The 26,497-nt window shown below is 55.3% G+C and carries 26 protein-coding genes and 2 pseudogenes; 17 read left to right on the top strand and 11 right to left on the bottom strand.

Going from position 1 to position 26,497, the window contains the following annotated elements:
• Positions 1–120: 120 nt before the first annotated feature.
• From ACZ9IM_RS03425 to ACZ9IM_RS03455, 7 genes are all read left to right on the top strand, one after another.
• Positions 121–2,646, top strand: a complete 2,526-nt coding sequence (locus ACZ9IM_RS03425) for a phage tail tape measure protein (protein WP_476223374.1) — start codon at positions 121–123, stop codon at positions 2,644–2,646.
• A gap of 12 nt (positions 2,647–2,658) precedes the next feature.
• Positions 2,659–3,504, top strand: coding sequence for a phage tail protein (locus ACZ9IM_RS03430; protein WP_476223375.1), 846 nt, complete (start codon positions 2,659–2,661; stop codon positions 3,502–3,504).
• Complete coding sequence (locus tag ACZ9IM_RS03435; protein ID WP_123720933.1) at positions 3,479–3,685, top strand: tail protein X; 207 nt, start codon at positions 3,479–3,481, stop codon at positions 3,683–3,685. Before ACZ9IM_RS03430 ends, ACZ9IM_RS03435 begins: the two co-directional genes overlap by 26 nt.
• Before the next feature lie 82 nt (positions 3,686–3,767).
• Positions 3,768–4,811, top strand: coding sequence for a phage late control D family protein (locus tag ACZ9IM_RS03440; RefSeq protein WP_476223376.1), 1,044 nt, complete (start codon positions 3,768–3,770; stop codon positions 4,809–4,811).
• A 54-nt stretch (positions 4,812–4,865) separates the two neighbouring features.
• The gene (locus ACZ9IM_RS03445; RefSeq protein ID WP_476223377.1) at positions 4,866–5,429 is read left to right on the top strand and encodes a glycoside hydrolase family 19 protein; all 564 of its coding nucleotides are present in this window, start codon (positions 4,866–4,868) and stop codon (positions 5,427–5,429) included.
• Positions 5,411–5,953 carry a lysis protein gene (locus ACZ9IM_RS03450; protein WP_476223378.1) on the top strand — a complete coding sequence of 181 codons (543 nt, stop codon included), beginning with the start codon at positions 5,411–5,413 and terminating at the stop codon, positions 5,951–5,953. The genes ACZ9IM_RS03445 and ACZ9IM_RS03450 overlap by 19 nt, the downstream gene beginning before the upstream one ends.
• Positions 5,954–6,103: 150 nt before the next feature.
• Positions 6,104–6,898, top strand: a complete 795-nt coding sequence (locus ACZ9IM_RS03455) for a DNA adenine methylase (RefSeq protein WP_476223379.1) — start codon at positions 6,104–6,106, stop codon at positions 6,896–6,898.
• 688 nt (positions 6,899–7,586) lie between these two features.
• Here ACZ9IM_RS03455 and ACZ9IM_RS03460 read toward each other — a convergent pair.
• Together ACZ9IM_RS03460 and ACZ9IM_RS03465 are read right to left on the bottom strand one after the other, a co-directional pair.
• Positions 7,587–7,859 carry a bacteriocin immunity protein gene (locus ACZ9IM_RS03460; protein ID WP_476223380.1) on the bottom strand — a complete coding sequence of 91 codons (273 nt, stop codon included), beginning with the start codon at positions 7,857–7,859 and terminating at the stop codon, positions 7,587–7,589.
• A gap of 7 nt (positions 7,860–7,866) precedes the next feature.
• Positions 7,867–9,261, bottom strand: a complete 1,395-nt coding sequence (locus ACZ9IM_RS03465; protein ID WP_476223381.1) for an S-type pyocin domain-containing protein — start codon at positions 9,259–9,261, stop codon at positions 7,867–7,869.
• Between the two features lie 624 nt (positions 9,262–9,885).
• Here ACZ9IM_RS03465 and ACZ9IM_RS03470 point away from each other — a divergent pair.
• Complete coding sequence (locus ACZ9IM_RS03470) at positions 9,886–10,410, top strand: Panacea domain-containing protein (RefSeq protein ID WP_476223382.1); 525 nt, start codon at positions 9,886–9,888, stop codon at positions 10,408–10,410.
• A 25-nt stretch (positions 10,411–10,435) separates the two neighbouring features.
• Positions 10,436–10,897 (top strand): hypothetical protein, encoded by a 462-nt coding sequence (locus tag ACZ9IM_RS03475; RefSeq protein WP_476223383.1) that lies wholly within the window; start codon positions 10,436–10,438, stop codon positions 10,895–10,897.
• A 10-nt stretch (positions 10,898–10,907) separates the two neighbouring features.
• Here the strand turns inward: ACZ9IM_RS03475 and ACZ9IM_RS03480 are convergent, their stop codons facing one another.
• Positions 10,908–11,804: a pPIWI-associating nuclease domain-containing protein gene (locus tag ACZ9IM_RS03480; protein WP_476223384.1), complete on the bottom strand. Its 897-nt coding sequence runs from the start codon at positions 11,802–11,804 to the stop codon at positions 10,908–10,910.
• A gap of 318 nt (positions 11,805–12,122) precedes the next feature.
• On the opposite strand from ACZ9IM_RS03480, the gene ACZ9IM_RS03485 reads away from it, so the two are divergent.
• The 3 genes from ACZ9IM_RS03485 (at position 12,123) to ACZ9IM_RS03495 (ending at position 16,219) form a co-directional block, all read left to right on the top strand.
• Entirely contained in the window at positions 12,123–12,977 is an 855-nt protein-coding gene (locus tag ACZ9IM_RS03485; protein WP_476223385.1) for a hypothetical protein, read from the top strand.
• A gap of 652 nt (positions 12,978–13,629) precedes the next feature.
• Positions 13,630–15,309 carry a hypothetical protein gene (locus tag ACZ9IM_RS03490; RefSeq protein WP_476223386.1) on the top strand — a complete coding sequence of 560 codons (1,680 nt, stop codon included), beginning with the start codon at positions 13,630–13,632 and terminating at the stop codon, positions 15,307–15,309.
• Positions 15,302–16,219, top strand: coding sequence for a DUF6973 domain-containing protein (locus ACZ9IM_RS03495; RefSeq protein ID WP_476223387.1), 918 nt, complete (start codon positions 15,302–15,304; stop codon positions 16,217–16,219). Before ACZ9IM_RS03490 ends, ACZ9IM_RS03495 begins: the two co-directional genes overlap by 8 nt.
• Before the next feature lie 159 nt (positions 16,220–16,378).
• Here the strand turns inward: ACZ9IM_RS03495 and ACZ9IM_RS03500 are convergent, their stop codons facing one another.
• The 6 genes from ACZ9IM_RS03500 to ACZ9IM_RS03525 form a co-directional block, all read right to left on the bottom strand.
• Positions 16,379–16,594, bottom strand: a complete 216-nt coding sequence (locus ACZ9IM_RS03500; RefSeq protein ID WP_476223388.1) for a hypothetical protein — start codon at positions 16,592–16,594, stop codon at positions 16,379–16,381.
• A gap of 481 nt (positions 16,595–17,075) precedes the next feature.
• Positions 17,076–17,573 (bottom strand): hypothetical protein, encoded by a 498-nt coding sequence (locus tag ACZ9IM_RS03505; protein ID WP_476223389.1) that lies wholly within the window; start codon positions 17,571–17,573, stop codon positions 17,076–17,078.
• Entirely contained in the window at positions 17,573–18,496 is a 924-nt protein-coding gene (locus tag ACZ9IM_RS03510) for a ubiquitin family protein (protein WP_476223390.1), read from the bottom strand. Before ACZ9IM_RS03510 ends, ACZ9IM_RS03505 begins: the two co-directional genes overlap by 1 nt.
• 444 nt (positions 18,497–18,940) lie before the next feature.
• Positions 18,941–19,498, bottom strand: a complete 558-nt coding sequence (locus tag ACZ9IM_RS03515) for a Smr/MutS family protein (RefSeq protein ID WP_007898817.1) — start codon at positions 19,496–19,498, stop codon at positions 18,941–18,943.
• Between the two features lie 75 nt (positions 19,499–19,573).
• A complete protein-coding gene (locus tag ACZ9IM_RS03520) occupies positions 19,574–19,894 on the bottom strand; it encodes a hypothetical protein (protein WP_007898816.1) in 321 nt (106 codons plus the stop codon).
• Positions 19,895–20,025: 131 nt separating this feature from the next.
• Positions 20,026–20,616, bottom strand: coding sequence for a cysteine hydrolase family protein (locus ACZ9IM_RS03525; RefSeq protein ID WP_008076357.1), 591 nt, complete (start codon positions 20,614–20,616; stop codon positions 20,026–20,028).
• 238 nt (positions 20,617–20,854) lie between these two features.
• Here ACZ9IM_RS03525 and prmB point away from each other — a divergent pair, with 238 nt between their 5' ends.
• Positions 20,855–21,763 carry a 50S ribosomal protein L3 N(5)-glutamine methyltransferase gene (prmB, locus tag ACZ9IM_RS03530; protein WP_427625208.1) on the top strand — a complete coding sequence of 303 codons (909 nt, stop codon included), beginning with the start codon at positions 20,855–20,857 and terminating at the stop codon, positions 21,761–21,763.
• Positions 21,764–21,888: 125 nt separating this feature from the next.
• Here the strand turns inward: prmB and ACZ9IM_RS03535 are convergent, their stop codons facing one another.
• Positions 21,889–22,680 carry a hypothetical protein gene (locus ACZ9IM_RS03535; RefSeq protein WP_476223391.1) on the bottom strand — a complete coding sequence of 264 codons (792 nt, stop codon included), beginning with the start codon at positions 22,678–22,680 and terminating at the stop codon, positions 21,889–21,891.
• A gap of 153 nt (positions 22,681–22,833) precedes the next feature.
• Positions 22,834–23,832: an alpha/beta hydrolase gene (locus tag ACZ9IM_RS03540; protein ID WP_476223392.1), complete on the bottom strand. Its 999-nt coding sequence runs from the start codon at positions 23,830–23,832 to the stop codon at positions 22,834–22,836.
• 98 nt (positions 23,833–23,930) lie between these two features.
• Here ACZ9IM_RS03540 and aroC point away from each other — a divergent pair, with 98 nt between their 5' ends.
• The 4 genes and pseudogenes from aroC to ACZ9IM_RS03560 all read left to right on the top strand — a co-directional run.
• The gene (aroC, locus tag ACZ9IM_RS03545) at positions 23,931–25,022 is read left to right on the top strand and encodes a chorismate synthase (RefSeq protein ID WP_030131637.1); all 1,092 of its coding nucleotides are present in this window, start codon (positions 23,931–23,933) and stop codon (positions 25,020–25,022) included.
• Between the two features lie 81 nt (positions 25,023–25,103).
• Complete coding sequence (locus ACZ9IM_RS03550; RefSeq protein ID WP_427625211.1) at positions 25,104–26,249, top strand: MFS transporter; 1,146 nt, start codon at positions 25,104–25,106, stop codon at positions 26,247–26,249.
• Positions 26,246–26,383 (top strand): annotated as a pseudogene (locus ACZ9IM_RS03555) (methylthioribulose 1-phosphate dehydratase); the annotation flags it as partial. The gene ACZ9IM_RS03550 and the pseudogene ACZ9IM_RS03555, both read left to right, overlap by 4 nt.
• Positions 26,374–26,493 (top strand): annotated as a pseudogene (locus ACZ9IM_RS03560) (methylthioribulose 1-phosphate dehydratase); the annotation flags it as partial. The pseudogenes ACZ9IM_RS03555 and ACZ9IM_RS03560, both read left to right, overlap by 10 nt.
• Positions 26,494–26,497: the final 4 nt, after the last annotated feature.

Genomic DNA, 26,497 nt, shown 5'->3' on the forward strand with positions numbered 1-26,497 from the left:
GCTTGGCAAAAGAGACCGGTTTCTCTGCTGCCGAGATTACGGCCATGCCCTTTGATGAGATGGTTTGGTGGCTCACGGATTGAGCCGCTGTTTGATCGACCCGACGTATAGGGCAAGTACATGGCGAACAAACTCGCGCTCGGCCTGGTCATTGGCGGGGCGGTCAGCTCCACCGTGGGTTCAGCGTTCAAGGATGTCACCAGTCGCATCAAGCGCTTGGAGGCCGAAGGCAAAAAAGCCCGGGTGCTGGAAAAGACCATTGGCGACACCATGCGGTTGCGCGATGAATGGCGCAAGGCACACATGGCGGGCGAGAAGGGCGCCGGCGCACTGCTGAAACAGCTGGAAAGCAATCTCAGCAGCCTGAAGAAGCAAGGCGTTGAAGTCCGCAATCTGGCCAAGGCCTACAACACCATGGGGCAGATGGCGGCCAAGGCTGAGCTGAAAGCCAAAGGTCACCATCAGCTCGATGAGGGCAAGCAGCGCCTGAGAAGCAGTGTCGGCCAGGCGGTCGCCGGCACGGCCGCGCTGGCGCTCCCGGCGAAGATCAGCGCGGACTACGGCGCGATCATTCGTGACATTGCGATCAAGTCGAATATTGCCAACAAGCCTGAAGAAGCGAAGTTGTCCCAGACGGTGATCGACACTTCTCGCGACACCGGCATGGCGCGCAATCAGGTGGCCGAGGTGGTCAACGCGCTGGTGGGAGCCGGCATGGAGCTGGACAAGGCCCTGCAATATGCCCCGACGGCGGCCAAGTTCGCCGTGGGCCAGGGCTCGGATGGCGGCGAAACCGCGCGCATGATCAACGCTCTGGGGCAGAACGCCAAAATCACCGATCCGGCCATGATGCAGAAGGCGCTAGAGGCGATCGCCTACCAAGGGCAGGCGGGCAGTTTCGAGGCGGCCGATATGGCGCGCTGGTTCCCTGAATTGCTCGCGGGCATGGGCAAGCTGGGCATCACTGGGATGGATTCGGTCACGCAACTGGGCGCGATGCTTCAGGTGCAAATGAAGACCGCCGGCGGCTCGGACGAGGCGGCGAACAACCTCAAGAACTGGATGGAAAAAATCGGTTCGGGTGACACGGTCGAGGCCTACAAAAAGGCCGGGATCGATTATCAGGGCTCGATGAACACCGGCCTGCAGAATGGCAAGTCCACGCTGGAATCCAGCTTTGAGCTGGCGCAAAAATACATCGCGGCGACCGATCCGAAGAAGGCCGCCGCCATGGCGGAAGCTACGGCCAAGATCAGCCAGGAGACCGATCCGGAAAAAGCCAAGGCCATGATTGCTTCCCTGGAGAAAGCCTTGCGCACCGGCGACCTGTTCGCCGACATGCAGGTCAAGGGTGCCTTGACCGCGTACATGCAGAACAAGGATCTGTATGCGAAGTTGAAAAGCGAGTCGGCCAGCGCCACGGGGATTCTCGACAAAAACCTTGAGGAACGCCGGCAGTCCTCCGCGCAGAAACAGGCGGAAATGGTTCAGGGCATCGACGACGCCATGCGTGGTATCGGTGATGCCTTTCGGCCGGTGACTGACGCAGTGGTCGACGGGGTGACCTCCGTCACACAAGGCCTCGCCAAACTGTCCGATGAGTCACCCCGGCTGGTGACGGGCATCGGTGCGGCCGTCGCGGCCGTGATCGGCTTTCAGACCGCCATGAGCAGCTTCAAGATTGCCAAGGGCCTGATGAACCTCGGGCGCGGCTCGCTGATGGGCAATCCCAACATCCCGCAAAAGGTGATCGTCACCAATATGCCGGCCGGTGGTGCCGGCGGGCTGGATGGCGGCGACCTCGATGCCGGTGGCGAAGGCAAAAAGGGCAAGAAAGGCCGGGCGGGCGGCAAGGGCGGCGGCGTGCGTGGTGGGGGTGGTGTCGGTGCGGTGGTCAAAGGGGCGGCGGTACTTGCCGTCGCTGAAGCTGGTTACAAGGCCTATGACACCTATCAGAACGCCGAGACGCGGGACGAGAAAGCCGAGGGCTACGGCGCGGCAGCGGGTGGGCTCGCGGGCACGCTGACCGGTGCCGCCGCTGGTGCGGCGATCGGTACGGCGGTGTTGCCGGTGATTGGCACCTTTGTCGGCGGATTGATTGGGGGGTATCTCGGCAGCCAGGGCGGTGACGCGCTGGGTGGTGCCATCGGCAAGTCGATGTTTGGCACGCCCGATGAGCTGAAGCGGATGCCGGCCGCCGGTCCGTTGATGATGAGCAATGCCGGCAAGGACATTCCGCCAGTGATGGGTGGCATTGCCAAGTCGTTCGCGGCGCCAGTGGCCGGGTCGCTGGTGATGGCCCGTGGCAATGGTCCGGTGACGCCGGCCGCCGCTGTGCCCGCCCGCGCTGCCACTGCTGCCGAAACGCAGCCCGGTGATGCCGCGCGCTCGATGATGTTGCCGCCGGCCAGCGCTGATATCGGGGCGGGGCCGCTGGCCAAGGTCCTGGCGCCGGCCGCGAGGCCGGAGCCCGCCAAGATCGAATCCAAGGTGGACATTCAGGCGCCGTTTTCGCTGGTGGTTAATGGTGATGTGAAAGACGGGGCAGCGGTGTATGCGCAAATCAAACCGTTTCTCGATCAGCATTACCGCGATGTCGCCAAGCAACTGGAAGGCCGCAAGCTCTACGACGAACCGCACGTTTAATCAGGAGGGCTCATGGAAGCATTGGGGCAATTACAGTCGGGGCTGAAGTACCTGGCCTCGGCCGGGGAAACAGGCCGGCGCAGTCTGGACGGCATGCTGGGACCGGTGAACGGCGCGATCGGGGAAATCACCGGCGCGGCGTCCGAGCTGGAGGGGCTGCCCATTGTCGGCCCCGCAATGGGGGCCAAGCTGCAGCGCGTCATGCGCGGGGTGAGTGCGGCTCAGGCCAAGGTCGGGCAGGTGGTGGCCACCTACAACACGGCCACCCGGGCGCTGTCGCAGATTGACGAGCGCATGGGGGTGCTGAAGGAGCAGGCGAGCAAGGCGGCGACGGCGATCAACAAGATTGCCGGCAAGGTCAGTCCGGCGCTGGCCAATATCGTGCCCACCGGGGCCTTTGCCACGGATTCGACGCCGGCACCGGAGGCGGTGAAGCCGTTCCCGCACTTGCTGATCATCCAGCCCCAAGACCCTAAGGCGCAGCCGTATTTCTTCAACCTCGACACGGCGGCCTTTGACGAGCTGCGACGCTCGACCGAATTCCGCTGGGCTTCCCAGGAGCGCCTGTCGCGCCGGCCGGCGCAGCAAGCCGTGGGCATGGGTGACGAGAAGATCACGCTCAAGGGCGCGATCTTTCCGGGGTTCAAGGGCGGCCTGAAGCAGCTCGACACGTTGCGCGCGATCGGCGCCAGGCTTGAACCGTTGAGTCTGGTGACGGGCTATGGCGACGTGCTGGGGAACTGGTGCCTCAAGAGCATTGAAGAAGAACAGAGCGCGCTGATGCAGGGTGGCATCCCGCGCAAACAAGGGTTCACGCTGGAGTTTGTACGCTATGGCGACGACATGCAGAACGTCTGACGGGGATCTGTTGGACACCATCTGTCACAACTATTACGGCCATCTGGTCGGCAGTGTCGAGGCGGTGCTGGATGCCAATCAGGGGTTGGCTGACGAGCCTCAACCCTATCGCGCCGGGGTAGTCATCACCCTGCCGGATTTGCTGGCCCCCGCTACGGAGCAGGTAACGCTATGGGATTGATGGTCTACACTCGTGTCGTTCATTTCTTCAAGCTCCTTACTTTCTTGCCCGCCTTGTGCGGGTATTTTTTTGGAAAAAATTCATGACGCCCATCTTTCGTATCGTGGCGGATGGTGCCGATATCACGAGCCTGATCAACGATCGGCTGTTGCAGCTCAGCACCACGGACAAGCCCGGCATGGAGTCGGACGAGTTCGAGTTGCGCATTGATGATCGCGACGGGCTGGTGACGCTGCCCCGTAAGGGCATCGGCATCGAGATCTATCTGGGCTATACCGAGACAACCCTGGCACGCCTGGGGCGTTATGTGGTGGATGAGGTCACAGTATCCGGTCCGCCGGATGTGATCGTGATCAAGGGCAAGGCCAGCGACATGCGCGGCAGCGGCAAGACCATCCGCAGCGGTAGCTGGGAGAACGTGCCGTTGTCCAAGATCGTCAGCGATGTCGCTACGCGTAATGGCTGGCAGCCGGTGTGCCCGGTCACGACGAAGGTCGCCCGGGCCGACCAGCTCAGCGAGTCTGATTTCAACTTCATCACGCGCCTCGCCAAACAATACGACTGTACCGCCAAGGTCGGCGACGGGAAGCTGTTGGTGATGCCCCGCCAAGGCGGGCAGACGGCCAGCGGCAAGGCGTTCGGGGCGGTCACGCTAACCCGTAGTGATGTCAGTCGCTGGCAGTTTCGCTTTGGCGATCGCAGCGCACACAAGGCGGTGGCCACCAAGCACCAGAACAAGAAGACCGGAAAGCTCGCGGTCGTCTCCCTGGACAATGACGACGTGCCGGACGGCCTGCCGGCGGTGCATACCGATCGGCACATTCATCCGAACAAGACCGCCGCGGAATCGGCGGCCAAGGCGCGTTTGGCGGCGTTCAACCGCTCGAGCGCGGATGTTCGGTTTGAAATGCCCGGGCGCACGGACCTGTTTGCCGAGCGGACGATCAATGCCCAGGGATTCAAGGTCGGGCTTGATGGCGAGTATCTGGCGGACTCGGTGGAGCAGGTCTACACCCAAGCCGGCTGGTCGACCACCGTCGAATGCAATGGCGGCAAGAACGGCAAGGCCAAGGGCAGGAAAAAGAAGAAGGAGGCGAAGCCGGTCAAAGTCGTATCCCTGAAGTAATGCGAAAACGAATCCATAGCCGCCGAGTGCGGTTTTTTTATGCCTGGAGTTTGTATGTCCTTAACCGAGCAACAGCTGCAACTCATCATGCCGAACGCCCGCCGCCAAGCGGGCGTTTTTGTATCCGCCCTAAACACCGCCATGGCCCACCGGCAAATCAACACGCCGAAGCGGCAGGCCGCATTCCTGGCTCAGGTCGGGCACGAGTCGGGTCAACTGCAGTACGTTCGCGAACTGGGCGGCGATCAGTACCTGAGCAAGTACGACACTGGCAATCTGGCCGCGAAACTGGGCAACAGCCCAGAGCCTGACGGTGATGGTCAGCGCTATCGCGGTCGCGGCCTGATTCAGATCACCGGCCGCAACAACTACCTGCGCTGCAGCCTGGCATTGTTCGGCGACGAGCGATTGCTGCGCACCCCGGAGCTGCTCGAGCTGCCGCAATGGGCTGCCGAGTCGGCCGCGTGGTTTTGGTGGGTGCGAGAGCTGAATGCCCTGGCGGATCGGGATGAGTTCGAGGCGATTACCCGCAGGATTAACGGCGGCCTCAATGGCCTGGCGGATCGATTGCAATTGTGGGAACGGGCGAGGGCAGTGCTATGCGTCTCGTCGACCTGATCCCAGCACCGTATAGGCTGCTGGCCCAAGGTGTGCTGCTGGCCGCATTGGCCGGCGGATCTGCCGCGTTAGCGTGGCAGGTTCAGGACTGGCGCTACGGTCGGCAGCTGGAGCAACAAGCCCGTCTGCAGGCGGAAAGCCTCAACCAACAGACTCTGGCGGCTGCAGCACAGCAACAAGCCGAGCAGGACAAACGTCTGGCTCTGGAGCAGCGGCTTTCAGCCAGTGAACAAACCCACTACCGAGCTCTGAGCGATGCCCAACGTGATCAAGGTCGCCTCCGCGACCGTCTTGCCACTGCTGATCTGCGCTTGTCAGTCCTACTCGATGCCACCGCTGCGGCCAGTAGCGGCGCAGTGTCAGCCGCCACCCCAACCGGCGGCGTGGTTCATGGCGCCACAAGAGCCCAACTTGACCCAGCGCATGCTCAACGAATTATCGGCATCACCGATACCGGCGACCAAGGATTGATCGCCTTGGCGGCCTGTCAGGCCTACGCCAAAGAAGTCTCAACACCGAAGTGAAAAAGAGCGGCCGGAGTGGATGCGTCAACATCCAACCCGGCCGCCGTCCCTGCAGAATGTCCCTGCAAGTCCAGCCAAGGCTCCTACTCCGTGCACGAAGCGCGGCGAGCCTAGCACCTGTTTATCCATACAGTAAAGGTCTTGCTTTCAATGTCTACACCCATCATCCCTTGGATGGGCGGCAAACGCCGCCTGGCCGACCGCCTCATTCCGCTCTTTCCACCCCACGAATGCTACGTTGAAGTCTTTGCCGGCGGTGCCGCGCTCTACTTCATGCGACCCCAGGCTGCGCCAGTTGAAGTCCTCAACGACATCAATGGCGACCTGGTCACGCTGTATCGCGTCGTGCAGAACCACCTCGAAGAGTTTGTGCGCCAGTTCAAATGGGCGCTCAGTTCTCGTCAGGTGTTCGAGTGGCAGAAGATGACCCGCCCGGAAACCCTCACCGACATCCAGCGCGCCGCCCGATTCTTCTACCTGCAACACCATGCCTTCGCCGGCAAGGTCACCGGGCAGACATTCGGTACCGCCACCACCGGTCCGGCCATCAACCTGCTGCGAATCGAGGAAAACCTCTCGGCCGCCTGGCAGCGTCTGTCTGGCACCTACGTCGAAAACCTCCCTTGGCTTGAATGCGCCGAACGCTATGACCGTGCCCATACCTTCCACTACATGGATCCACCGTACTGGCAGACCGCCGGGTATGGCGTGGATTTTCCGTTCGAGAACTATGAGCGCATGGCCGACTTCATGCGGCGCTGCAAAGGCAAGGTGATGGTCAGCATCAACGACCACTCGGACATCCGGCGGGTGTTCGATGGCTTTCATTTCGAAACCTTAGACATTCGTTACACCACCACAAACCAGCGCCAAGCGAAGGCTGACGTCAGTGGCGAGCTGGTGATCATGAATTGGGAGCCAGCAGCGTTGGGCGGACTGTTTTGATCACCATGGCCCGAACCCTGGGCAACCGATGCCCCAAAGCTGCAGCAGCTCAGTGAGTTTGATAAGAAACTCGACAGTTGCCATTAGAAGAAGCAGCACATTCATTTTTTCTTCTCGCAAAGAAACATGCCGCGCAGTGAGGCGCGGTGTTCGTGGGTGATGTAGGTCGTTATTTAAACTAGAGGTTTAAGCTGGGTGCCGTCAATCCCTTGGGGTAAATAAAGATGAAGAAAGTCTTCGTTGTAAGTTGCCTGTTTAACCAATCTTCCCATTAAGCCCGTTGTGTCCAATTTGCCCACATTGCCCTAGGGCTTAAGGTGTATACGCTGTGTTTTTGGAGGGTTGGGGGTGTGTGCGGGGGGGATTGGGATTCGGGTGTTGGGTGTATGCGCGGCGTATCTGCGGGGAACTATTTATTAGCAGTTTCCTACGTCTGTTTCTTACACGAAAAGTGGAAAACATGCACAGGCGTTAGTTGCTTGTTCAGTAGTTAAAATCCTAGGAAGTGGCTGGAGAAGCTTGTTCTGACTGAGTTGGTCGATATATTTTGCAATGCACAGTTAAACTGTTCTTTACACGAAACCTGTAAATCATGCAGTCGGTCGCTTAGTTTCCGATCGCTGCAGAGTTGCTCATGCGGGGAAGGTGGGTGGCCGTCGCCATCGGCCACCTTTCGTGTGAATTCGTCTTAAGCTCTGAAGCTTGGCAAGCCTTGGGCAGCGCGCCATTGCTTCACGATTTTTGTGACGCCGGCAGGTGAGCTGTCTGCACCTGGTTCCGGGTAATAGATCAGATCAGAGCCAGCAGGGTGCTCGCTGATTTTTTCAAAATGCAGCAGCAACAAATCGGCTCGGTCGTCCGTGCTGGCCTGCGCGTCCTCATTGGCGAGTTCCTGCAGCAGCTCGACGAACTCGGCTTCTGTGTACTCAGTGATGCTGTTTTTCGTAAGGGTATCTGTCATGGCTGTGCTATTCGTTCCGATGAATATCGATGTGGTTCTTTGGCGTGTTGACCCGCAGGTTATCGATGTCGTAAACGCCGCCGCCCTCTGAGACTTTTTCCAAGTGGTGCAGTTCGTACGACAGTCTACCTCCAGCGCGGTCGGCTTTTCGCACCCTCGGAGCTCGGCCAGTTCTCATCCGGTCGACGTTCTGGGGGATAAATTGATCCGCAGCACTGGACGCAGAAACGGCCTCCCAGAGGGCAGACCTGAATGCGTCAAAGCTTTTGAAGTTGCGGCCTCTCAGCGTATCTGCCACTTGGGTAGGAATGGGAACACCCATGCCTGAGCCAGCTCCAATGAGCCAGATCCCTGGAGTATCCTCGCCGTGACCGCTGGCGGTGCCGGGAATCTTGCGGACGTTCATTACAACGTATAGCGGCGGCACGCCTGAGTCGGCAGGGAACAGAAGGATGAAGTCCTGGTATTCGGGAGGGTAGATCGGATTAATGATGATGTTATCCGCCTGTTCGGTGGGCGGATAAATCCAAATTTGCGGCGCCTGTGGTGGTGCCTCAAGCGGTGGAATGCCGGTTACGTTGGTCGGATCAACCGAAGGCGTCCAAATCAATGTCACGCCGTCACCGAGGTCCGCCACCTGCTGGGTGCCCTGAGCCGTGAACTGAATCACAGGGATCATTTCCCAGTCGCGGCGTTTTTGGGTGTTGTACCCGTAGCCTTTGAGAGTGCCATCTGCTTGCTGTTCTACATGCAACCGAACACGCGTTCGTCCTTCCTTCAGCGATTGCAGCTGTTCCTCGGTGTAAAGGCTGCTGTCCGTCAAGTTCGACGGCCACAACAGGGCAACGATGCCCATCAATCCGCCAGACACTACACCGGCCGTCAGTGCTCCGGTGCTGCTGGCCGCTACTGTTGTGGTGGCTCCAGCACCTGCAATCGTGCCACCGGCCGCGCAGAGGCCAGCACAAGATGCAGTTGCCGCGCCTACAGCGATACCGCCGAGTGCAAGGTTTGTCACGCTGCTGGGTAACTTACTGCCACTGATCTTTTTTAGGGGCGTCAGCCCTTCGGCATCGGCATCGCGTCCGCCCAGCAAAGTGAAATTGCCGTAATCGCTGATTCCACTGGTAGGGATGAATCCGGACGGATTGGTGTAATCAATCACGCCGTTTGGCAGCGCGCAGCTCTTGGTGAACACGCAGCCAGCTGTTGGTCCTTTGTCTTTCTGATGCTGCGTACGTCGATCTTCATATGCCTGCTGTCGACTGAGCATGTCGTCGTAGGATTTCTGCCTGGCATCCCGCTCGGCCAGCTCAGTGGCTGTCATATAGCGATGGGTGATGAGATGGCCGTCACCTGAGGGTGGGTTTGCAATCCGAGGTATGTCCTTGTTGCGAGCCATGAGCGTCCTTGTTTGCCCAGAGAAGTGGGCGAGACGTTACCTCAGGCAGGATGGGGAGGGCTGTAGGACATCTCTGAAAAAAGGGAAACAGCGCGCAAGCCTGCTTAGATATCTCCGGGACACATTCTCCCGCCTGTCAGATTTTTTCCACATCAATTGACCAAAGTCTTCAGAAAAAGTTAACTGTATGTATGTACAGTATTTGGGGCTTGCGTCATGTGCTACTCAATTTGAGGCTCCATCACTCAAGACGCCTTGAAGGTGCCGCTGTGTCTCGTTCCGGTCGGCTTTTCGTCGCCAGCGGCCGATCACATCGAGGCACTGATTTCGCTGGATGAGGTGCTGAATATCCGTACTGCGCACGTCTACCTCGTATCGCTCACCGATAAGGACCCGTTTGGGTCAATTGTGGATGGTGAGATGGGGATCGCCTCTCGAACTCATTGGCACTGTGGTCGGTCAAAAGAAATATGCAGGAAGGTTCACACGGTCACGAATATGGGGCTACATTATTGGACAGAGCCTCGAAAACGGAAAAGCTGAAAAATATTTTTTAGATTTTTTCAAGCGATTTCTATAGAATACGCGCGCCCTCATCGGGGGCGGAACGCAGAGGTGAAGAAAATGGCTATGACTATGGATAGCAAAGCTATTGAGCAAACAAAGCGGACGCTTGAGGCGTTCGCATATATTGCTGAAAAAAATAGAAATAAAGATAATATATATAATGTTCTGAAGGTGTTTTATCTGGCGGATAAAATGCATATGGAGCGGTTCGGTCGTTTTATATTTGATGAAAGTTATGTGGCGATGAATAAGGGGCCGGTTCCCTCTCGCGCATATACTCTGATTCAACAGCTGCGTGAGACAGGCAGTTTGGTATGTGAGATCGACTCTCCTGTTCGTGTTCAGGGGATAAAGGTAGTTGTTAAGCGGTCATTTGATGATGAGCTGTTTAGTGAGTCTGATTTAGAGTGCATTGACGAAGTTATTGAGCTTTCTCGCACAAAAGATTTGGGTGATTTGAGTCATGATGACGCGTGGACTAAAGCGCGCAAGCTAAACAAGCATTACATGCCTGATGATTATATATTAGAATCTCTCGATGATTCTGAGTTGTTGAAGGCTCTGGTATCTAATAGATACTGAACTTTTTGAAAAGGATTTCATAGCATTGAATTGGGTAGAAGAAGCGCTGCTGCGAAATCTAAAGGTAGGTTCGGTGGTGTATACGTGGTGTGACTTTTGCACGCCGCCGAAGAATAAATATTTGTTAGTTGCGTCGATTGCTCCCCGTTTGTTGGTGTTGGTGATTAATTCTGAAGTTAATCAATTCTATATCGTTAGAGGTCAAGACCAGTTTCATGTTCTTGTCTCGCAAGAAGAGCACCCATTTTTGCAGCATGACTCACACGCATGCTGCATAGAAGCGATTGATGCCTTCGATCTTACCTATATGCGTGCTGAGGTGTTGGCAAGCTATGCCACTTTTCACCGTGGGCATATAAGTTGCCGATGCTTAAAAGATGTGTACGATGCGGTGGTTGCCCAAAAAGTTATGCGGCGCGGACACAAGATTGAAATTATTACATCTCTAGAGTCTGAGCTGTTCGCTTGCCTTTCTAATTCAATTTAATATCGATCGATTAGAATCTTTGGTCCTCAGTGTTGGGGGGTAATAGCTCAATATTATCCCATTCATCATCCCGGGGATCGTCTCGCCAACTGCCAGTATCGACCATCACCGAGTCCTCTTCAACTTCAAGGTTCTCAGGTGTAGGGGAGGTCGACGGGCATGTAAGGTTGCAGGTGAAGCCAAAAGTCTGGTCCAGCTCCGCTCCATCGCCGTTCCGAAGGTCGGAGTTTGATCCCCACTGCAAAGTTACTGAGATAGATCCTTTAGCCTGGAAATGGATAGTGTCGTGGGTTATGTCGGTGACCTCTGATGAGTCGACATAGACTTCTTCGAGTGAGAAGTGCGTCGCCAATTCATCTATAGCTGGCAGGGAGTCATCAAGCACCTCCTGAATTGCGCTGTCTTGGATGGCATCCTCTAGCCCATCAATGACATGGCTGCGGCAAGCCTTGATCACTTCGGCAAATCCGGCGACAGCCTCGGTTGTTTCTTGGGCGAGCTGTTGAACTACATCGGGAGCTAGGTCGAATACGTCCATTTCAATGTGGGTGTAACGGCTCAGGCCATCGATAGCGCTTTGAAGGGCTTTATGCGCCGCTGTTGGGTCTAGATTCAGTTTGTTTCGTACGTAATGATCTGACAGGCCGCCCTGGGTAGCGTAGATCGCGCGTTGGACTCGGGAGATCCCGTGAGGGCGGTTGGTAACGTTCTTGTACCAACTGCACTGTAATACCTCTGAGTCGGGGGCAAGGCGGAATAATATGTGACGACTCAGCTCTCTCATGGCATAGGCGAAGTTGTTGAATCGCAATTTATTATTTATATCGGCGAGGTTACGAACGGCTGCATCGTACAGGCCCAACTCAAAAGAGTTGTCAGCTATAAGCTCCAAAATTCTACTATCCATTCCTTCTCCTCAGCCACGATCTCGCGGTCTATCTGGACAAGATAGTCAGGCGGTATCCCATGCGCAATGTAGCGAGAATACACCTGCGTTTTTCCTGTGGAGGGGCATGTGGGGCAAAAATGGGGCCAACCGTACGCCAAACTATGCCATTCAATGCCCATTATGCGTTTATGCAAGCGGGTGAGGATGAGCGTTGCGGCTAGTAAACCCGGGCTTTCCGTGCCAAAGCCGCTACATACCCCAGCACAATTGGCGTATGGAACGATGCGCCGGCTACAGGCATAGTGTTTGCCATTCTGTCGGAGCCGCCAAATCCTCATGCACGAGTTGACATACACCTCAATTTGCCGCAACAACGGACTTATTATTTTTGATGCGCTTGGCGAGGCTGAGCTGCAAACGGGGCGGCGACTTCACGAGGATCTCCTCGACTACAGCCATGAAATAGGCCGGCGAGGCTATTGCACGTACTACTCGATCAAAAGCAAACAGATGATGATCGCGGCTCTGAAGTCAGTGCTCACCGAATGTAAATCCGGTGTCCTCTATCCAGTGCTCCACTTTGAGTGCCATGGCGACCCAGATAAAGGGCTCTACGTCCATGCGAGTAATGAGTATGTGGGGTGGGATGAATTGGTCCGACACGTAGCCGAAATCAACCAAGCCACTAACAACAACGTAGGAATCGTTCTTGCGGCGTGCTACGGGTTCGAGATATCTAAGTTCGTCAACTTCACAGCCCCCTGTCCCTTCAACTTTGTCATAGCAGCGCAGGATGTGATACGAGCTGGCCAGCTTCAAGACGTCATAATGGGCTTCTACAAGGCGACAGTGAAATCTGGGGACCTCCAAGATGGGCTCGTTGCACTTGACGATCAGCTCATGTTGTTTCACAGCGGCGAGTGGTTCTACAGAACCCTGGCAACGTTTATGGTTATGAGCTTCAACGCAGCGGGCCGCAGCGAGATCGTCGAACAGATCGTGAGCAACCAGGTTGCGAAAGCCGGATACCGGAGTCGGGATTTGGTGAGAGCAGAACGTGCCAAAGCCAAAAAATTTGTGAAGTCTCCCCAGAACTTCTATCAACACGCGTCTCGTACCTTCCTCCACAATAAGATTCCCATCTCCTACGAAGATTTTCACGCCTTCGTGGAGGGGAAGCGACCTAGATAGGTTCTGAAGCGGTAGCGGGTAGCACGAAAGCCTTTGCTTTGTTCGATCACAGATTCGGTTTGATTTTTCAAAAGGCGAAAGGTTTAGGGCATTTTTAGGGCAGAACGGGAGCCGCAATAGGCCGCTTTAGGCCACGCCGACTCGTCCGTAAGGCCTGATTATGAGGCCTGTAGCGGTCTTGGCGTCCACCTGAAGGGGTTCGAATCCCTATCTACGCTTTCCTCGAAAGTCATTGCAATGACCGCATTCGACCAAGGCGACATCGGCTGATCCGTGCTGCTCGACTCAGTACAAAGGCTCGATATGGTAGATCCAAGGTTGACCTGGTTGATCTCAAACAGCCGGGAAGGGGCAATGGACCGCCAGTCAAGCTGCGTTAATACTTAGACGTCTAATAGGCACGCCTCATGTTATCTGTGGTGTGTAAGATCTAGCTCCGATAAAAATATACGGCGTTATTTATTGATCTTGATAGTCGGGAGATCAAAATGACTTCAGGCGGTGAGTTCTATTTTTGATGCCTGTCACTGCTATGTGTCTATTTGATAGATTGCGTATTTCGATTTTATATAACGGAAAAATTGAAACTTTTTATTTTCTGATCTACCGTCTTTAATCAAGTTAAAGGGAGGGCCTCAAAATTAAAAAAATAATGATTTTGGTGTTTGCGCTCGCGACAAACGCTGAGGCTTTTGAGTTAGGCCGAGCCGATACTTTTTTAAAACCAAATGCAGCCCGTCCTGAGCATATAAGGTCACTGACGGCGGCGGAATCGTTTGTTGTTGCATTGCCTACGCAGCCAGTCGATTTGGTATACCCTGCCGAAGGATATGACTTGATAAAAGGAGTTAGGCGGCCAGTTGTCTGTATTGATTATGGTGGTATTCAGTCGAGTTCTGTAAATTCTGCTGTTAGTTACTTGTCCGAAGTTACTGATGATGAGATGTATTGGAGGAAGGTGAGTTCGAGTATAAGTGCTAGCGCTAACTATGCTGGATACTCTGGTGGCGGGTCATATTCGCAGGATATCGAAACTAAGACGTCAACAACCAAGGTTACAGTAGTTGCCAAAGCTGATTTTATCACAAGCGCTATGAATCTCCAGCCGCCACAACTAGGTGCAAAAGTAGTAGGCCAGTTGCCGGTAATTGATTTAAAGCCGGAAGCGTTGAAGCTGGTCACCAGTGGAAAATTTGATCAGTTTAGAAAATTGTGTGGTGATGGTTATGTTGCTCAGATAGCGTTAGGAGCATTTTTTGTAAGTACGTTGCAGTTTGATAGTTTAAAATTTAATGAAAAAAAAGAATTACAGATTTCGTTAAATGCTTCTGGTCCTGGAGATATGTTTAAGGTAGATGGCAAATCAAAAATACAGGAAGAAGTAGAAAAGAAAAAAGCTAAGTTGAGGATAGATACATGGCAATATGGCGGCGACTATCAGTCGCTTCCCTCGGACAAAGAGAGTGTTATATTGGCTTATAAGACTCTACCAACTGTGGCAAAAACCAATCCATCCCCGATTTATATGACAGTTGTGAGGTATGATTCGCTTCCAGCCTTCGCTGGCCTCTCAAATGTAGGTTATTGGATCAGCGCAAATCAAATTCAAAGGCAATTACTTCGGCTTCAGAGTGTCAAAAATGATCTGGCTTTAGCGTACGAAGAACTGATAGGTAATCTTGGAGGGGATCCTCAAAAAGCTGGATTGAACTTTTTCTACGTTGCACAAATTGAAGAGAGCACTAGAGGCGCTGACAATATTAAAAAATCAATGCTTGAGTTGGATAAAAAAATATCTGCTCTGAAGGAATGGCTTTCGGGATGTATGTATGCTGCTAATGTGAAATCCTGTGGCGATGATGCACTTTTCCAGCTGCCTGAATATATTGATTTATATTGGAGGGCTCGACTGCCGCTTCTCAGATCCGACATTTCCGATGATGTAGCCACTGATGTTATCGCTAGGTCACAAGGTGATGAGAGTATGAAGACGGAGGCTAAGTGTTTTTTAGCGCTTGCACAGCAAGCTAACTCTATAATTAGAACTTCGCGGCTTAGACAAAAATATGATGGTGAGGTTGATGAGCGCGCGACGGAGATTGCTTCGGAAGAGGTATTCAAACAGCTTAATCTTGCACCGACGGATTGTGATTGGCTCTTGGGGAAAAAAGCGCAGATAAACTCTCTGTTATCTCAGTACGATAACATTAAAGAAAGTGTTAAAAGTGAGCCGTTAAGTAATCAATCTGAAGATCAGCGAAGAATCATTGGCCTAAAACATTTTATGGATTCCCTATTAGTTCCGGTCAGCGAGGTTTTGAATCATGAGTAACACTTCGATAATTAAGCTTCCGGCCGGCTTCGGTTTTACCGTGGCGGCGGCAAGTGCTGCAGGAGCATACAATTATGCAACATTGGCATTACGGCGAAACGGAAAGGATGCGCCATACCCAAATATTGTTCCCAGTCAGAATTTAAGAGAGGTACGTGCAGTCTCTCAATCTACTGAAATTGTGATTGCTGGTTTTTCTGGTGAGAATCGGCCATCTAAAATGCGCGAACAAAAAGACGCTAACGGTAAAATCACAGTAATTGAGTTTGACGACGCCTATGGGGCAGATGACGATTACAACGATTTGATTGTTACGGTAAAGTTATTCCAGGTGTATGATATTCAATCAATTAGTTCCGTTGCGGATGATGGTGATTCGCTGTGGAGATTGGCTTACTTGCCAGAATTGAATAAAATAAAGTTACTGATTGATAAAATTGACTCAGGGGGAGACGTCACCTTACAAGATTATTCGGATTTGCCGTATGTTGAATCAAAGCTCAATGATGCGGAAAGATTAATTTTTAATTCGGATCCTGTTTTAGGGGGGCGCGTTTTTTTAGAAGCTCGTACAGCCTTAGATGTGTCTAGTACTTTATATGATCCAAGCTCGTTGCATAATGGAAGTGGAGATGCTTATAGGCATATGTACTGGAATTTTTTGATGGCATCAAATCCGTCAATCGGCTTAAGCAGTGCAGAGAAATGGTCGTCAGCGCATGAGGATTTTCCGGAGAATCCTATTTTGGAAAAATCCATGGATCTCTTTAATAATAATAGAGGAAGAGTATTAGCCTCTGAAAGTGTTGATAATGATCCTAGAGCACTTCGGTCAGTAGTTGCCAATGGAAGTTGTAGAGTTATAAGGCTCGGCAAGCTTGTTCAAAGTGATGGGTCGGGACAAGTATGAGAGCGAGCCTTGATGCTCAATTAGTTTCTGATACTTGTGATACGCCCTGTTCCTGTGGATTTGCTGCTTCTGGCCGATAGCTGTCTGTGAGGTGAACCGGACTCGTTCCTCGAATCTACCTCGACAATGACTGTCGACGGGCCTTGGATATGCAATCGGCTAACCGATGTCCAATTTTTTCAATCGAGCCAGGCCTTGTTTGATATGACCAGCGTTTTCAGCCATGGTCCACAGTGCACCACGGACATTTCCGCCCACTTCCTGTGCCCCTTGCTCCTCAATCAGAAGTGTCAATTCCATAATGGCCGCCTCCAGGGCGTGCTGGTTTTCATACAGCCTCTCCAGTACATCTGGCAATGAATAATCGCTTGGCATTGTGTCGATTCCTTCCGAGAAAGCCTAAGCATAGCAACGACAGTGGCCGCAGTTGGAGCTTGGAAGAAGTTGTCGAGGCGAAAGGGTGGTGTGGCTGAGCGCAGCAGATTTGGGTATAGGGGAACAATGGGGCAAAAATGGAGCAAACCGTACGCAAACCATGCCATTCAATGCCCACTATGCATTTGTGCAAGCAGGCAAGAAAGCGCGTTACGGCCAACAAACACGGGCCTCTCCCACCAAAACCACCACATATCCAAGCACAATTGGCGCATGGTCAGCTAGTGAAGTTGTCACCGGTTGCTTTCGACCCCTAGCGGACATGCTGAACGGCCATTACCGTGTCGGCAATCTTAGTCGATGTGCTTCGTCGCTCACATTCATCTTGTCCCCTGGAGCGCCGGCTGCTGGCCGAGCAGGCGGGTAGCAGGTTCCAGGCTGTCATACGCAACACTAGCAACACCGTATGCGTATAAAAGATTTAATTACCTGAAATCTTTTCGACCTCTGGCTTCTTCCTTTCATCGATCATCTCGTTATACCTCCCGACTTGAAGTTGCATCAGCTGATTTGGCAGCGTCAAAGAGACAATGAAGGCCAAGGTCGCAAGCGTCAGATAAACCCTTTCCACCCAGAGAAGTAGCTCAACAGAATCTTTGCTCTTGCCCAAAAGGTTCGCGGCAAATACCAGTCCTAGAACCGCAAGATAGAGCATAAATAGCCATTTATAGCGAATTATGCGGTTTATGAAGGTAGTCTTCTTTGCTGCCGCTTCTCGCCAAATCTTAGCGGTGGGCTTAGGCTCAATCAGCAGAGTAAGGACGGTCATCAGAAAACCGGCCAAGATCGAGAAAACGTCAGTAATCATTGCCCTGGCGTCGTTATTCTCGTGCACCAAAGGTTGCCCATACCAACCACACCAGCCGCTGACAACGGCCGCACCCAGGAAGAATAGAAGCCGACGCCAGTCAATATTCATTATTGCTCCAGCAATTTTTGATTCTTGAGTTGCCCCAAGTACCTGACCATAGCATCCCAAATCTCGACATGATTTACCGATGTCCCATTTTTCTCAACGCTGATGGCAGAGTGAAGTTTGACATCATCGCTAGTGATCGGTGTTCCATCGCGCGTCAGAATGGTGAAGCTATCGACAGGAGAGTCATCGTCAGAAAGGATCTCGTTCGCCAAGTCAGTGATTGTACTTTGGGACTCGACCGTGGCCCGAGAATTGCCATCCAACCCTATCTCTAGCGCTACGGTCATGTCCTGGAGAGACTTTTCCTGGGAGCGATTAGGATCTTTGCCAATCAGCGCCATCACTTCTTCCCCTACGGAGGCAAGTACACCGCCAAGCCATCCTTCATCTGCCTTCGGCAGACTCAACTTATAGGCATTTACATTTAACCGGATAGATTTCGCCCCTTGCGCATTAAGGATAGCGACTTTGTCAATGTTGCTTGAGGCGTGAAATTTTATAGGGTTGAGCTGGTATTTTTGCGACTTCATGAGCATGAAAAAATAACCCGCACATTTTTGATGTGTCAGTCCATGCCCGCAAAACAACACGTTGTGCTCGCTTATGAGTGCGTAACATTCCCCAGTCTTGATCTCTTTGCCTGCAGGTGCACCTAAAACGCCCTCATCGTCGAGCTTGCCAATTGCCTTTGGGGTTAGCGTCGAGCTATGGGTGCCAGGTGAGTATCTTGCGAGATGGTAGAGCCTCCCCACCGGAGAATCTCGAAACCGCTGTATACGCACGACATCTTCAAACATCTGGATTTCTGTCTGGCCGATACTCAGTTTATCGGAGATATCGATAAGCGCTGGACTGCAATTCACCAGGTCGCCAGCAGGGTTGATGACTCTAAAACAGTAGATACGTTTAAGAACTCGACTCATGGACACATCCTGCATTCGAATGATGAAAGATGCAGAAGGATGAATGCCCCTGACGAGGGACCCGGAAGATTTGCGGGCCTGAGAAGCGAAGGGTTCACATCCATTTGCACCCACTACGCACCTGCGAACTAAAATTGCGCGGAGCTAAAACTGTGAAACCATTGAAATATATGGTGTCCCAGGGCAGGTTCGAACTACCGACCTTCCCCTTAGGAAGGGAAAGGATCTCGTACCAATTTTTGTACCAATAGGTGGGTTTTAGCACGAAAAACTGAGTTCGCCTGGGCATCAAACCCCTGATTTCATTGCCCCTAGCGACTTAGCAAACACCCCTCAACATGTCGGTGTAATTCTGTTCCAGGGACATGAAACTACCTGTGGGATTTTACGCAAAGGGCAAGGGTACGGTGACGGACACGGCGCTGCAAGCGTGAAGCGACGGCATCACTCGTCGCGACCTTCCATCATAGTGCGTTTGAGCATCACATAAACCGCTCCGGCGCCGCCGTGTTTCGGTTGGCACGAGGTGAAGCCAAGCACCTGTGAATGCTGACGTAGCCAGGTGTTGACGTGGCTTTTGATCATCGGCCGCTTGCCGTCCAGGCGCACCGCTTTGCCGTGGGTGACACGTACGCAGCGGATTTCGAATTTGGTCGCTTCGGCCAGAAAGGCCCATAGGGTCTCACGGGCCTTTTCCACGTTCATGCCATGCAGGTCGAGGCTGCCTTCGAACGGAATCTGTCCGATCTTGAGCTTGCGCATCTGGCTTTCCTGGACACCGTCGCGGGCCCACATCAGCTCATCTTCGGGGCCGACATCAATGACGAACTGATCGGACAGCCCATCAACGGTGGTGGCATCGGTGCGCACGGTGGCGGCCTGGCGCAGCTTGGCGATTTGCGCGCGGTCGGCCTTGGGTTTGCCGGTTTCGGCGCGATCGTGCTTGATCGGCTTGACGCCTTGGATCGCGCTTTTGAACAGGGAAAAATCGTCGTCTTGCATGTCAGCCTCCGCGAAGGGCGGCCAGTTTACCCAAGTCGAAGCGAATGGGGCGCGACAAAACGCGTGGCGTTCGGCTCAGTCGTGTTTTTTCATCAAATGCGGGGACATGTTCAGCTCTTGCGATTGACGCGAACGGCGGCGGCAGCGGCGCCACAGCCACACGCCGATGTACAGCACGAACAGGCCAATCGCCAAAATCACTGCCGAACCGACCCGGTTGGTATTCAACTCACCCAGGGCGGGCGCTTGGCCGAGCAGGCTGGCGGCACCTGCCATCACCAGCAGCACGCCGCACATCGCCAGCAGAGCGGCAATGGCTGCGCCGAAGCGAAAACGCCAGTTGCTTTGGCCTTTGGGCCGCAAGCGGCGTGCATCAAAACCATCGGATAACTTCATTCCGACCTTCCTCAATGGGTATCGGCCCTTCGACCGGGAGTTGACCGGGATGTTCCTGAGGCTAGGGCAATTACAGCAAATGAGAGGCTTTTGCGGATGAGCGGCGGCATGGGCCGCTCATCGACGGTCGATCAGATCAGTTCGCGGGTCTGGGCGAGGGTGGCGAAATTGTCCGCCATGATCGCCATCTCGGTGTGCTGAACATGCTCGGCGCTCAGGACGCCACCCTTGGAGGGCAGGTCGCGAGTCGCGCAGGCGTCTTCAACCAATGTGCAACGAAAGCCCAGGTTCTTCGCGGCGCGCACGGTAGTGCTGACGCTGGAATGGCTCATGAAGCCGCAGACGATAAGGTCCAGCGAGCCGAGATTCTGCAGGCGCTCCAGCAGTTCGGTGCCATGAAACGCACTCGGCAGCAATTTGCCGATGATGGTTTCATCGCCCTGTGGCTCCAGGCCCGGGATGAACTCACCGCGCTCGCCTTGCGGGTCGAACAGCCCACCGACGGTGCCGAGGTGGCGCACGTGCACGATCGGCCGACCGGCTGCACGGGCAGCGGCCACCAGTTGCTTGATGTTCGCGACGGCAGCATCCATGCCGCTCAGTGCCAAGGGGCCGCTGAGGTATTCTTTCTGGGCATCGATGATGACAAGGGTCGCATGACCCAGATTGGCCGCTGCATAACCACGGCCGCTGAGTTGAAACATCGTTTTTGGAACGGACATTCTGGGGCTCCTTCGAGTGGGGCTTTTGCGACATTGTCCTCTGGCTGAGCGCTTCTGTGAATCGCTACCATCGTAGGCACCGCCGTTGTTGGGTCGCAGCCTTGTCAAGATACTCGTTCTGTTCAATAGCTTGCTGAAAAAATAGAAGAGTCCTACATCTGGTCCGGTGTTTTTCCTGCGTCGTCGTGGCGTCTTTTGGCTGTTAGAATCGTCAGTCGTTTTTTCTGGAGTTTGCCCCGTGATCACTTCCCGACTTCGTACCCTGCGTGACCATATCCGTTGGGCCGTCAGCCGCTTCCATGGGGAGGATCTGTTTTTCGGCCATGGGACCGACAACGCCTGGGACGAAGCCCGTCAACTGGTGTTGGGTGCGCTGCACTTGCCGTGGGAAATCGCCGATAGCTACCTCGACTGCAATCTGGAAGAGGACGAACTGGTCAACTTGCAGCGCCTGCTCAAACGTCGCATCGAAGAGCGCATTCCGACCGCTTACCTGCTGGGCGAAGCCTGGTTCTGCGGTATGTCGTTCATTGTCGACGAACGCGTGCTGATCCCGCGTTCGCCAATTGGCGAGCTGATCGAAAAGCGTTTCGAACCGTGGTTGGGTGCCGAACCTGCGCGCATTCTCGACCTGTGCACCGGTTCCGGTTGCATCGGCATCGCCTGTGCTTATGAGTTCCAGAACGCCGAAGTGGTACTGGCCGATCTGTCGTTCGAAGCGCTGGAAGTGGCGAACCAGAACATCGAGCGTCACGGTGTCGATGAGCGCGTGTTCACTGTTCAGGGCGATGGTTTTGATGGCTTGCCAGGTCAACGTTTCGACCTGATTGTGTCGAACCCGCCCTACGTCGATGCGGAAGATTTCGCCGACATGCCGGACGAGTATCAGCACGAACCGGAGCTGGGCCTGGCCTGTGGCGACGACGGTTTGAACCTGGTGCGCCGCATGCTCGCCGAAGCGGCGGATCATCTGACCGAGAAAGGTTTGCTGATTGTCGAGGTGGGTAACAGCCAGGTTCACGTCGAGGCGCTGTACCCGGAAGTCGACTTCGCCTGGCTGGAGTTCGAGCGCGGTGGGCATGGGGTGTTCATGCTGACGGCGCAGCAGTGCCGCGATCATCAGGCGTTGTTCGCTTCTCGCGTCTGACTCTAGAAAGCCTTCGCGGGCAAGCCACGCTCCCACAGGTTTTGTGTGTGCCAGATCAATTGGACACAACACAAAACTGTGGGAGCGTGGCTTGCCCGCGATGGCAGCGCTGCGGTCTCAAGCCTTCAACGGTGCGTAGCAATCCAGATCAACAATCCCGCCTGAAACACCGCAAACGCCACCAGACAGGTAATGGTAAAACGCAGCCCGGCGTCTTCGCGTTTGTACTTGCTGACTTTTTCTTCGTGCTTCTTCAGTTTGACTTCCTGTTCCGCCAGGTTCTGCTCGGCTTGTTGGAGCATCTGCGCGGCTTCGAGGATTTCCACCTGCTGCAACTTTTCGCTGTTCCAGTCGCCGAGCAAATCACCTACCGACACCTCTTTAACGCTGCCCTTCAAATGCTGGGCGTCGGCGTAGACCACGTCAAAACCGTGCACCCGCAGAAAGTGATCGCGGCGCAGGCGAGTGTCTTCGTTCAGCGCATCCTTGTTGTTCAGGTCAGTACCATCGACGGTGTAGGCGGGCCATCTTTTCTTCGCCCACGTAATGCCCTGAGCGGCCATGTAACGCCCGATGCCACGGTTCAACGGCTCGATCTGCAAGCCACTTTCCGGGCCGAAATGCACGCGTTTGGCAGCGTGATCAACCCAGACATCCAGATGATTCTGTTCTTTGCGCACACGCTGGCCCGGCAGCTTGATGGTCATGCGCAGCAGGCTGTGTTCCTTGCTATTGCGTTCGGCGTAACCGAATTCGACAAAGCGCAACGGCCGTCCACCGGTGTTGCGGTCGGTTTTCAACGGCGCCAGGCGGAGCATTTTGTGGTGCTCGACGTGGACGTCCGCCCACGGCAGCTCGACCGCTGGCGGTGCGTCTTTTTCAGCGGTGGTGTCGGGTGAAGTCTGGGTATCAGTCATAACGGCGAGATCCTGTCCAAGCCCTGCTTGCCACCAGCCAGTGCGCTGGCGACAAAGGCTTATCGGCCGTTTTTTTCAGGACTGGAGGGCCAGGGACGTTCTCAACCGGTTTTCACGGCGTGAAAACTGGTTGAGAACGCCTTCTGACAGCGTTTAACGGGTGCGAAGTCCGTCAATAAACTCGAGGATTCGCGCGCCGAGTTCGGCCGCCAGTGGTAATTGCGGATCTTTATAGGAGGCCAATTGCCGCTTCACGTCGTTGGGCACGATGCGCATCACGTGGTTCATGCCTTCGATCAGCGCCAGTTCGGCGTCCGGTTTGGCCGCCTTGAGCGCTTGGGCATCACCGACGCCGACCTGAATGTCGTTGCTGCCCTGGATGATCAGCGCCGGCATTTTCAATTTGCCGAAGGCCGCCGCCGGGTCTTGGCGGAATAGTGAGATCAGATACGGCTGCACGCTGGGGCGGAAAATCACCTGCAACTGAGGTGGCACGTTGTCGTCGGTGTGGCCGGCCTTGAGGCTGTCGAGCAGTTCATTGCTGCGCAGCATCAACGGTGGCGGCAGGCGATTGCTCAACTGCTGGCGCAGTACCTGATCGATCGGTCGGGCGCTGCCGGACATGGAAATCACCGCCGCGGCATCGATGTTTGGTGCCGCGAGGCTGGCGATCAACGCACCTTCGCTGTGGCCGAGCAAAATCAGTTTGCCAAAGCGCGGATCGGTTTTGAGCTTGTGGCCCCAGGCTTCGGCGTCGGCCACATAGGCGTCCACCGACAGATTACGTTCGTCTGGAGTCGCAGACAGGCTCGCCGCCACGCCGCGTTTGTCGTAGCGCACGCTGGCGATGTTGTGTTTGGCCAGCACCCAGGCCAGCCGTTTGAGGCTGTCGTTGCGTCCGCCGTCGGGGTTGTTTCCGTCACGATCCGTAGGACCGGAGCCGGAAATGATCAGGACAACCGGCACAGGCGTGTCGGACTTGGGCAGCAACAGTGAGCCGAAAAGCTCGCCGCTGCCGGTGTCCAATGTAATCGGGCGTTGCAGGACAGTGGCCTGTGCAAAGCCGGTAAACAGGGTAAGGCTCAAGGCTAGAACTCGCAGCATCATCACGCCATCATCCACTCGGTGCCGGTTGGACTCGCAGGCGGCCATAAGGTTCGAGCATAAGGTTCGAGGATGAACTAGTCGGGTAGCCTGCGTATACTGGCGCGCATTACGTATTTTAGTTTCGATTTCACGGAGCGTCCCGCATGTCCGGCAATACCTACGGCAAGCTGTTCACTGTCACCACCGCGGGCGAAAGCCATGGTCCGGCGTTGGTCGCCATTGTCGATGGCTGCCCGCCGGGCCTGGAGATTTCCCTTGAGGATCTGCAGCGCGACCTGGATCGCCGCAAGCCCGGCACCAGCCGCCACACCACCCAGCGCCAGGAAGCCGACGAAGTCGAAATCCTCTCCGGCGTGTTCGAAGGCCGCACCACCGGTTGCGCCATCGGCCTGTTGATCCGCAACACCGACCAGAAGTCCAAGGACTATTCGGCAATCAAGGATCTGTTCCGCCCGGCCCACGCCGACTACACCTACCACCACAAATACGGCGAGCGCGATTACCGCGGCGGCGGTCGCAGTTCGGCCCGTGAAACCGCCATGCGCGTGGCGGCAGGGGCGATTGCGAAAAAGTACCTGGCCACCCAAGGCATCGTCATTCGTGGCTACATGAGCCAGCTCGGCCCGATTGAAATCCCGTTCAAGACCTGGGATTCGGTGGAAGAAAACGCCTTCTTCAGCCCCGACCCGGACAAAGTGCCGGAGCTGGAAGCCTATATGGACCAGTTGCGTCGCGACCAGGATTCGGTCGGCGCGAAAATCACCGTGGTCGCCGAAGGCGTGATGCCGGGCCTCGGCGAGCCGATCTTCGACCGCCTCGACGCGGAACTGGCCCATGCGCTGATGAGCATCAACGCGGTCAAAGGCGTTGAGATCGGCGCCGGTTTTGCCAGCATCGCCCAGCGCGGCACCGAACACCGTGATGAAATGACCCCGGAAGGTTTCCTCAGCAACAACGCCGGCGGCATTCTCGGTGGCATCTCGTCCGGTCAGCCGATCGTGGCGCACCTGGCGCTTAAGCCGACATCAAGCATCACCACACCGGGCCGTTCCATCGACATCCATGGCAACCCGGTTGAGGTCGTCACCAAGGGCCGTCACGACCCGTGCGTCGGCATCCGCGCCACGCCGATTGCCGAAGCGATGATGGCCATCGTATTGATGGATCACCTGCTGCGTCACCGCGGGCAGAACGTCGATGTGCGCGTGAGCACTCCGGTGCTGGGTCAGCTTTAATGGCTGACGCAGGGTCTGTACGAAAACTCGTCGCGCAGGCAGTTTTTGTGCAGAGCCTCATAGCCGCCGGGGCCTGACGACGTGACGGCGCTTCCGTACTGGCGGCTTTCCAGTTTCTATCTGTTCTATTTCGCCTTGCTCGGTTCGACAGCGCCATTCCTGGCGCTGTACTTCGATCACCTGGGCTTTTCCAGTGCGCGCATTGGCGAACTGGTGGCGATCCCGATGCTGATGCGCTGCGTGGCGCCGAACATCTGGGGCTGGCTCGGTGACTACACCGGGCGACGGCTGGCCATCGTGCGGTTCGGCGCGGTCTGTACGCTGCTGACCTTCTCACTGATTTTCGTCAGCAAAAGCTACGCGTGGCTGGCAATGGTCATGGCCTTGCACGCGTTCTTCTGGCATGCGGTGTTGCCGCAGTTCGAAGTCATCACCCTGGCGCATTTGAACGGCCAAACGTCTCGCTACAGTCAGATTCGCCTGTGGGGTTCCATTGGTTTCATTATCACCGTGGTCGCCCTCGGTCGGATGTTCGAATGGCTCAGCCTGGACATCTATCCGCTGGCACTGGTGCTGATCATGGCCGGGATCGTGGTCAGCAGTTTGTGGGTACCCAACGCGCAACCGGTTCAGAGTGAACGGTTGGCGGGGGAGGGATTCCTCCAGCAATTGCGCAACCCCGGCGTGTTGGCATTCTATGGTTGCGTGGCGCTGATGCAGATGAGTCACGGGCCGTATTACACCTTTGTGACCCTGCACCTTGAGCAACTTGGTTACAGTCGTGGGCTGATCGGCATGCTCTGGGCGGTCGGCGTGGTTGCCGAAGTCTTGATGTTTCTGGCCATGAGCAAGATCCTTGCACGCTTCTCGGTGCGCCGGGTGCTGCTGGCGAGTTTCCTGCTGGCGGCGTTGCGTTGGTTGTTGCTCGGTTCGTTTGCTGAATTCCTCTGGGTGCTGCTGTTTGCCCAAGTGCTGCACGCCGCAACCTTCGGCAGCTTTCACGCGGCTGCCATCCAATTCGTGCAACGTAGCTTCGGCGCCCGTCAGCAAGGCCAGGGCCAGGCGTTGTATGCCGCGTTGGCTGGCACCGGCGGCGCACTGGGCGCGTTGTATTCCGGTTACAGCTGGAATGCCCTCGGCGCCACATTGACCTTTAGTATTGCCAGTCTCGCAGCCTTCGCCGCTGCCGTTATCATTGCCACACGTATGCAAGAGGACAGGCCATGAGCCTTACCTGCGAACATCTCGCCCAGGAAATCATCGATGCGGGGCGTTTTCTGTATGACCGCCGCTGGTCGCCGGCCACCAGCAGCAAATACTCGACCCGCCTGTCGCCGACCGAAGCCTTGCCATCCGTAGCCATGGCCTCTACATGTAGGGCGCGCGCATGAGCGACGCGCTGCGGCAGATCGAGGCTTTTGAATTTTTGTTCGAGTGCGAGTTGAAGACGCGCTCCCTCTTGAACCTTTGAGGAT

It is taken from the genome of Pseudomonas sp. TE12508, assembly GCF_056279485.1.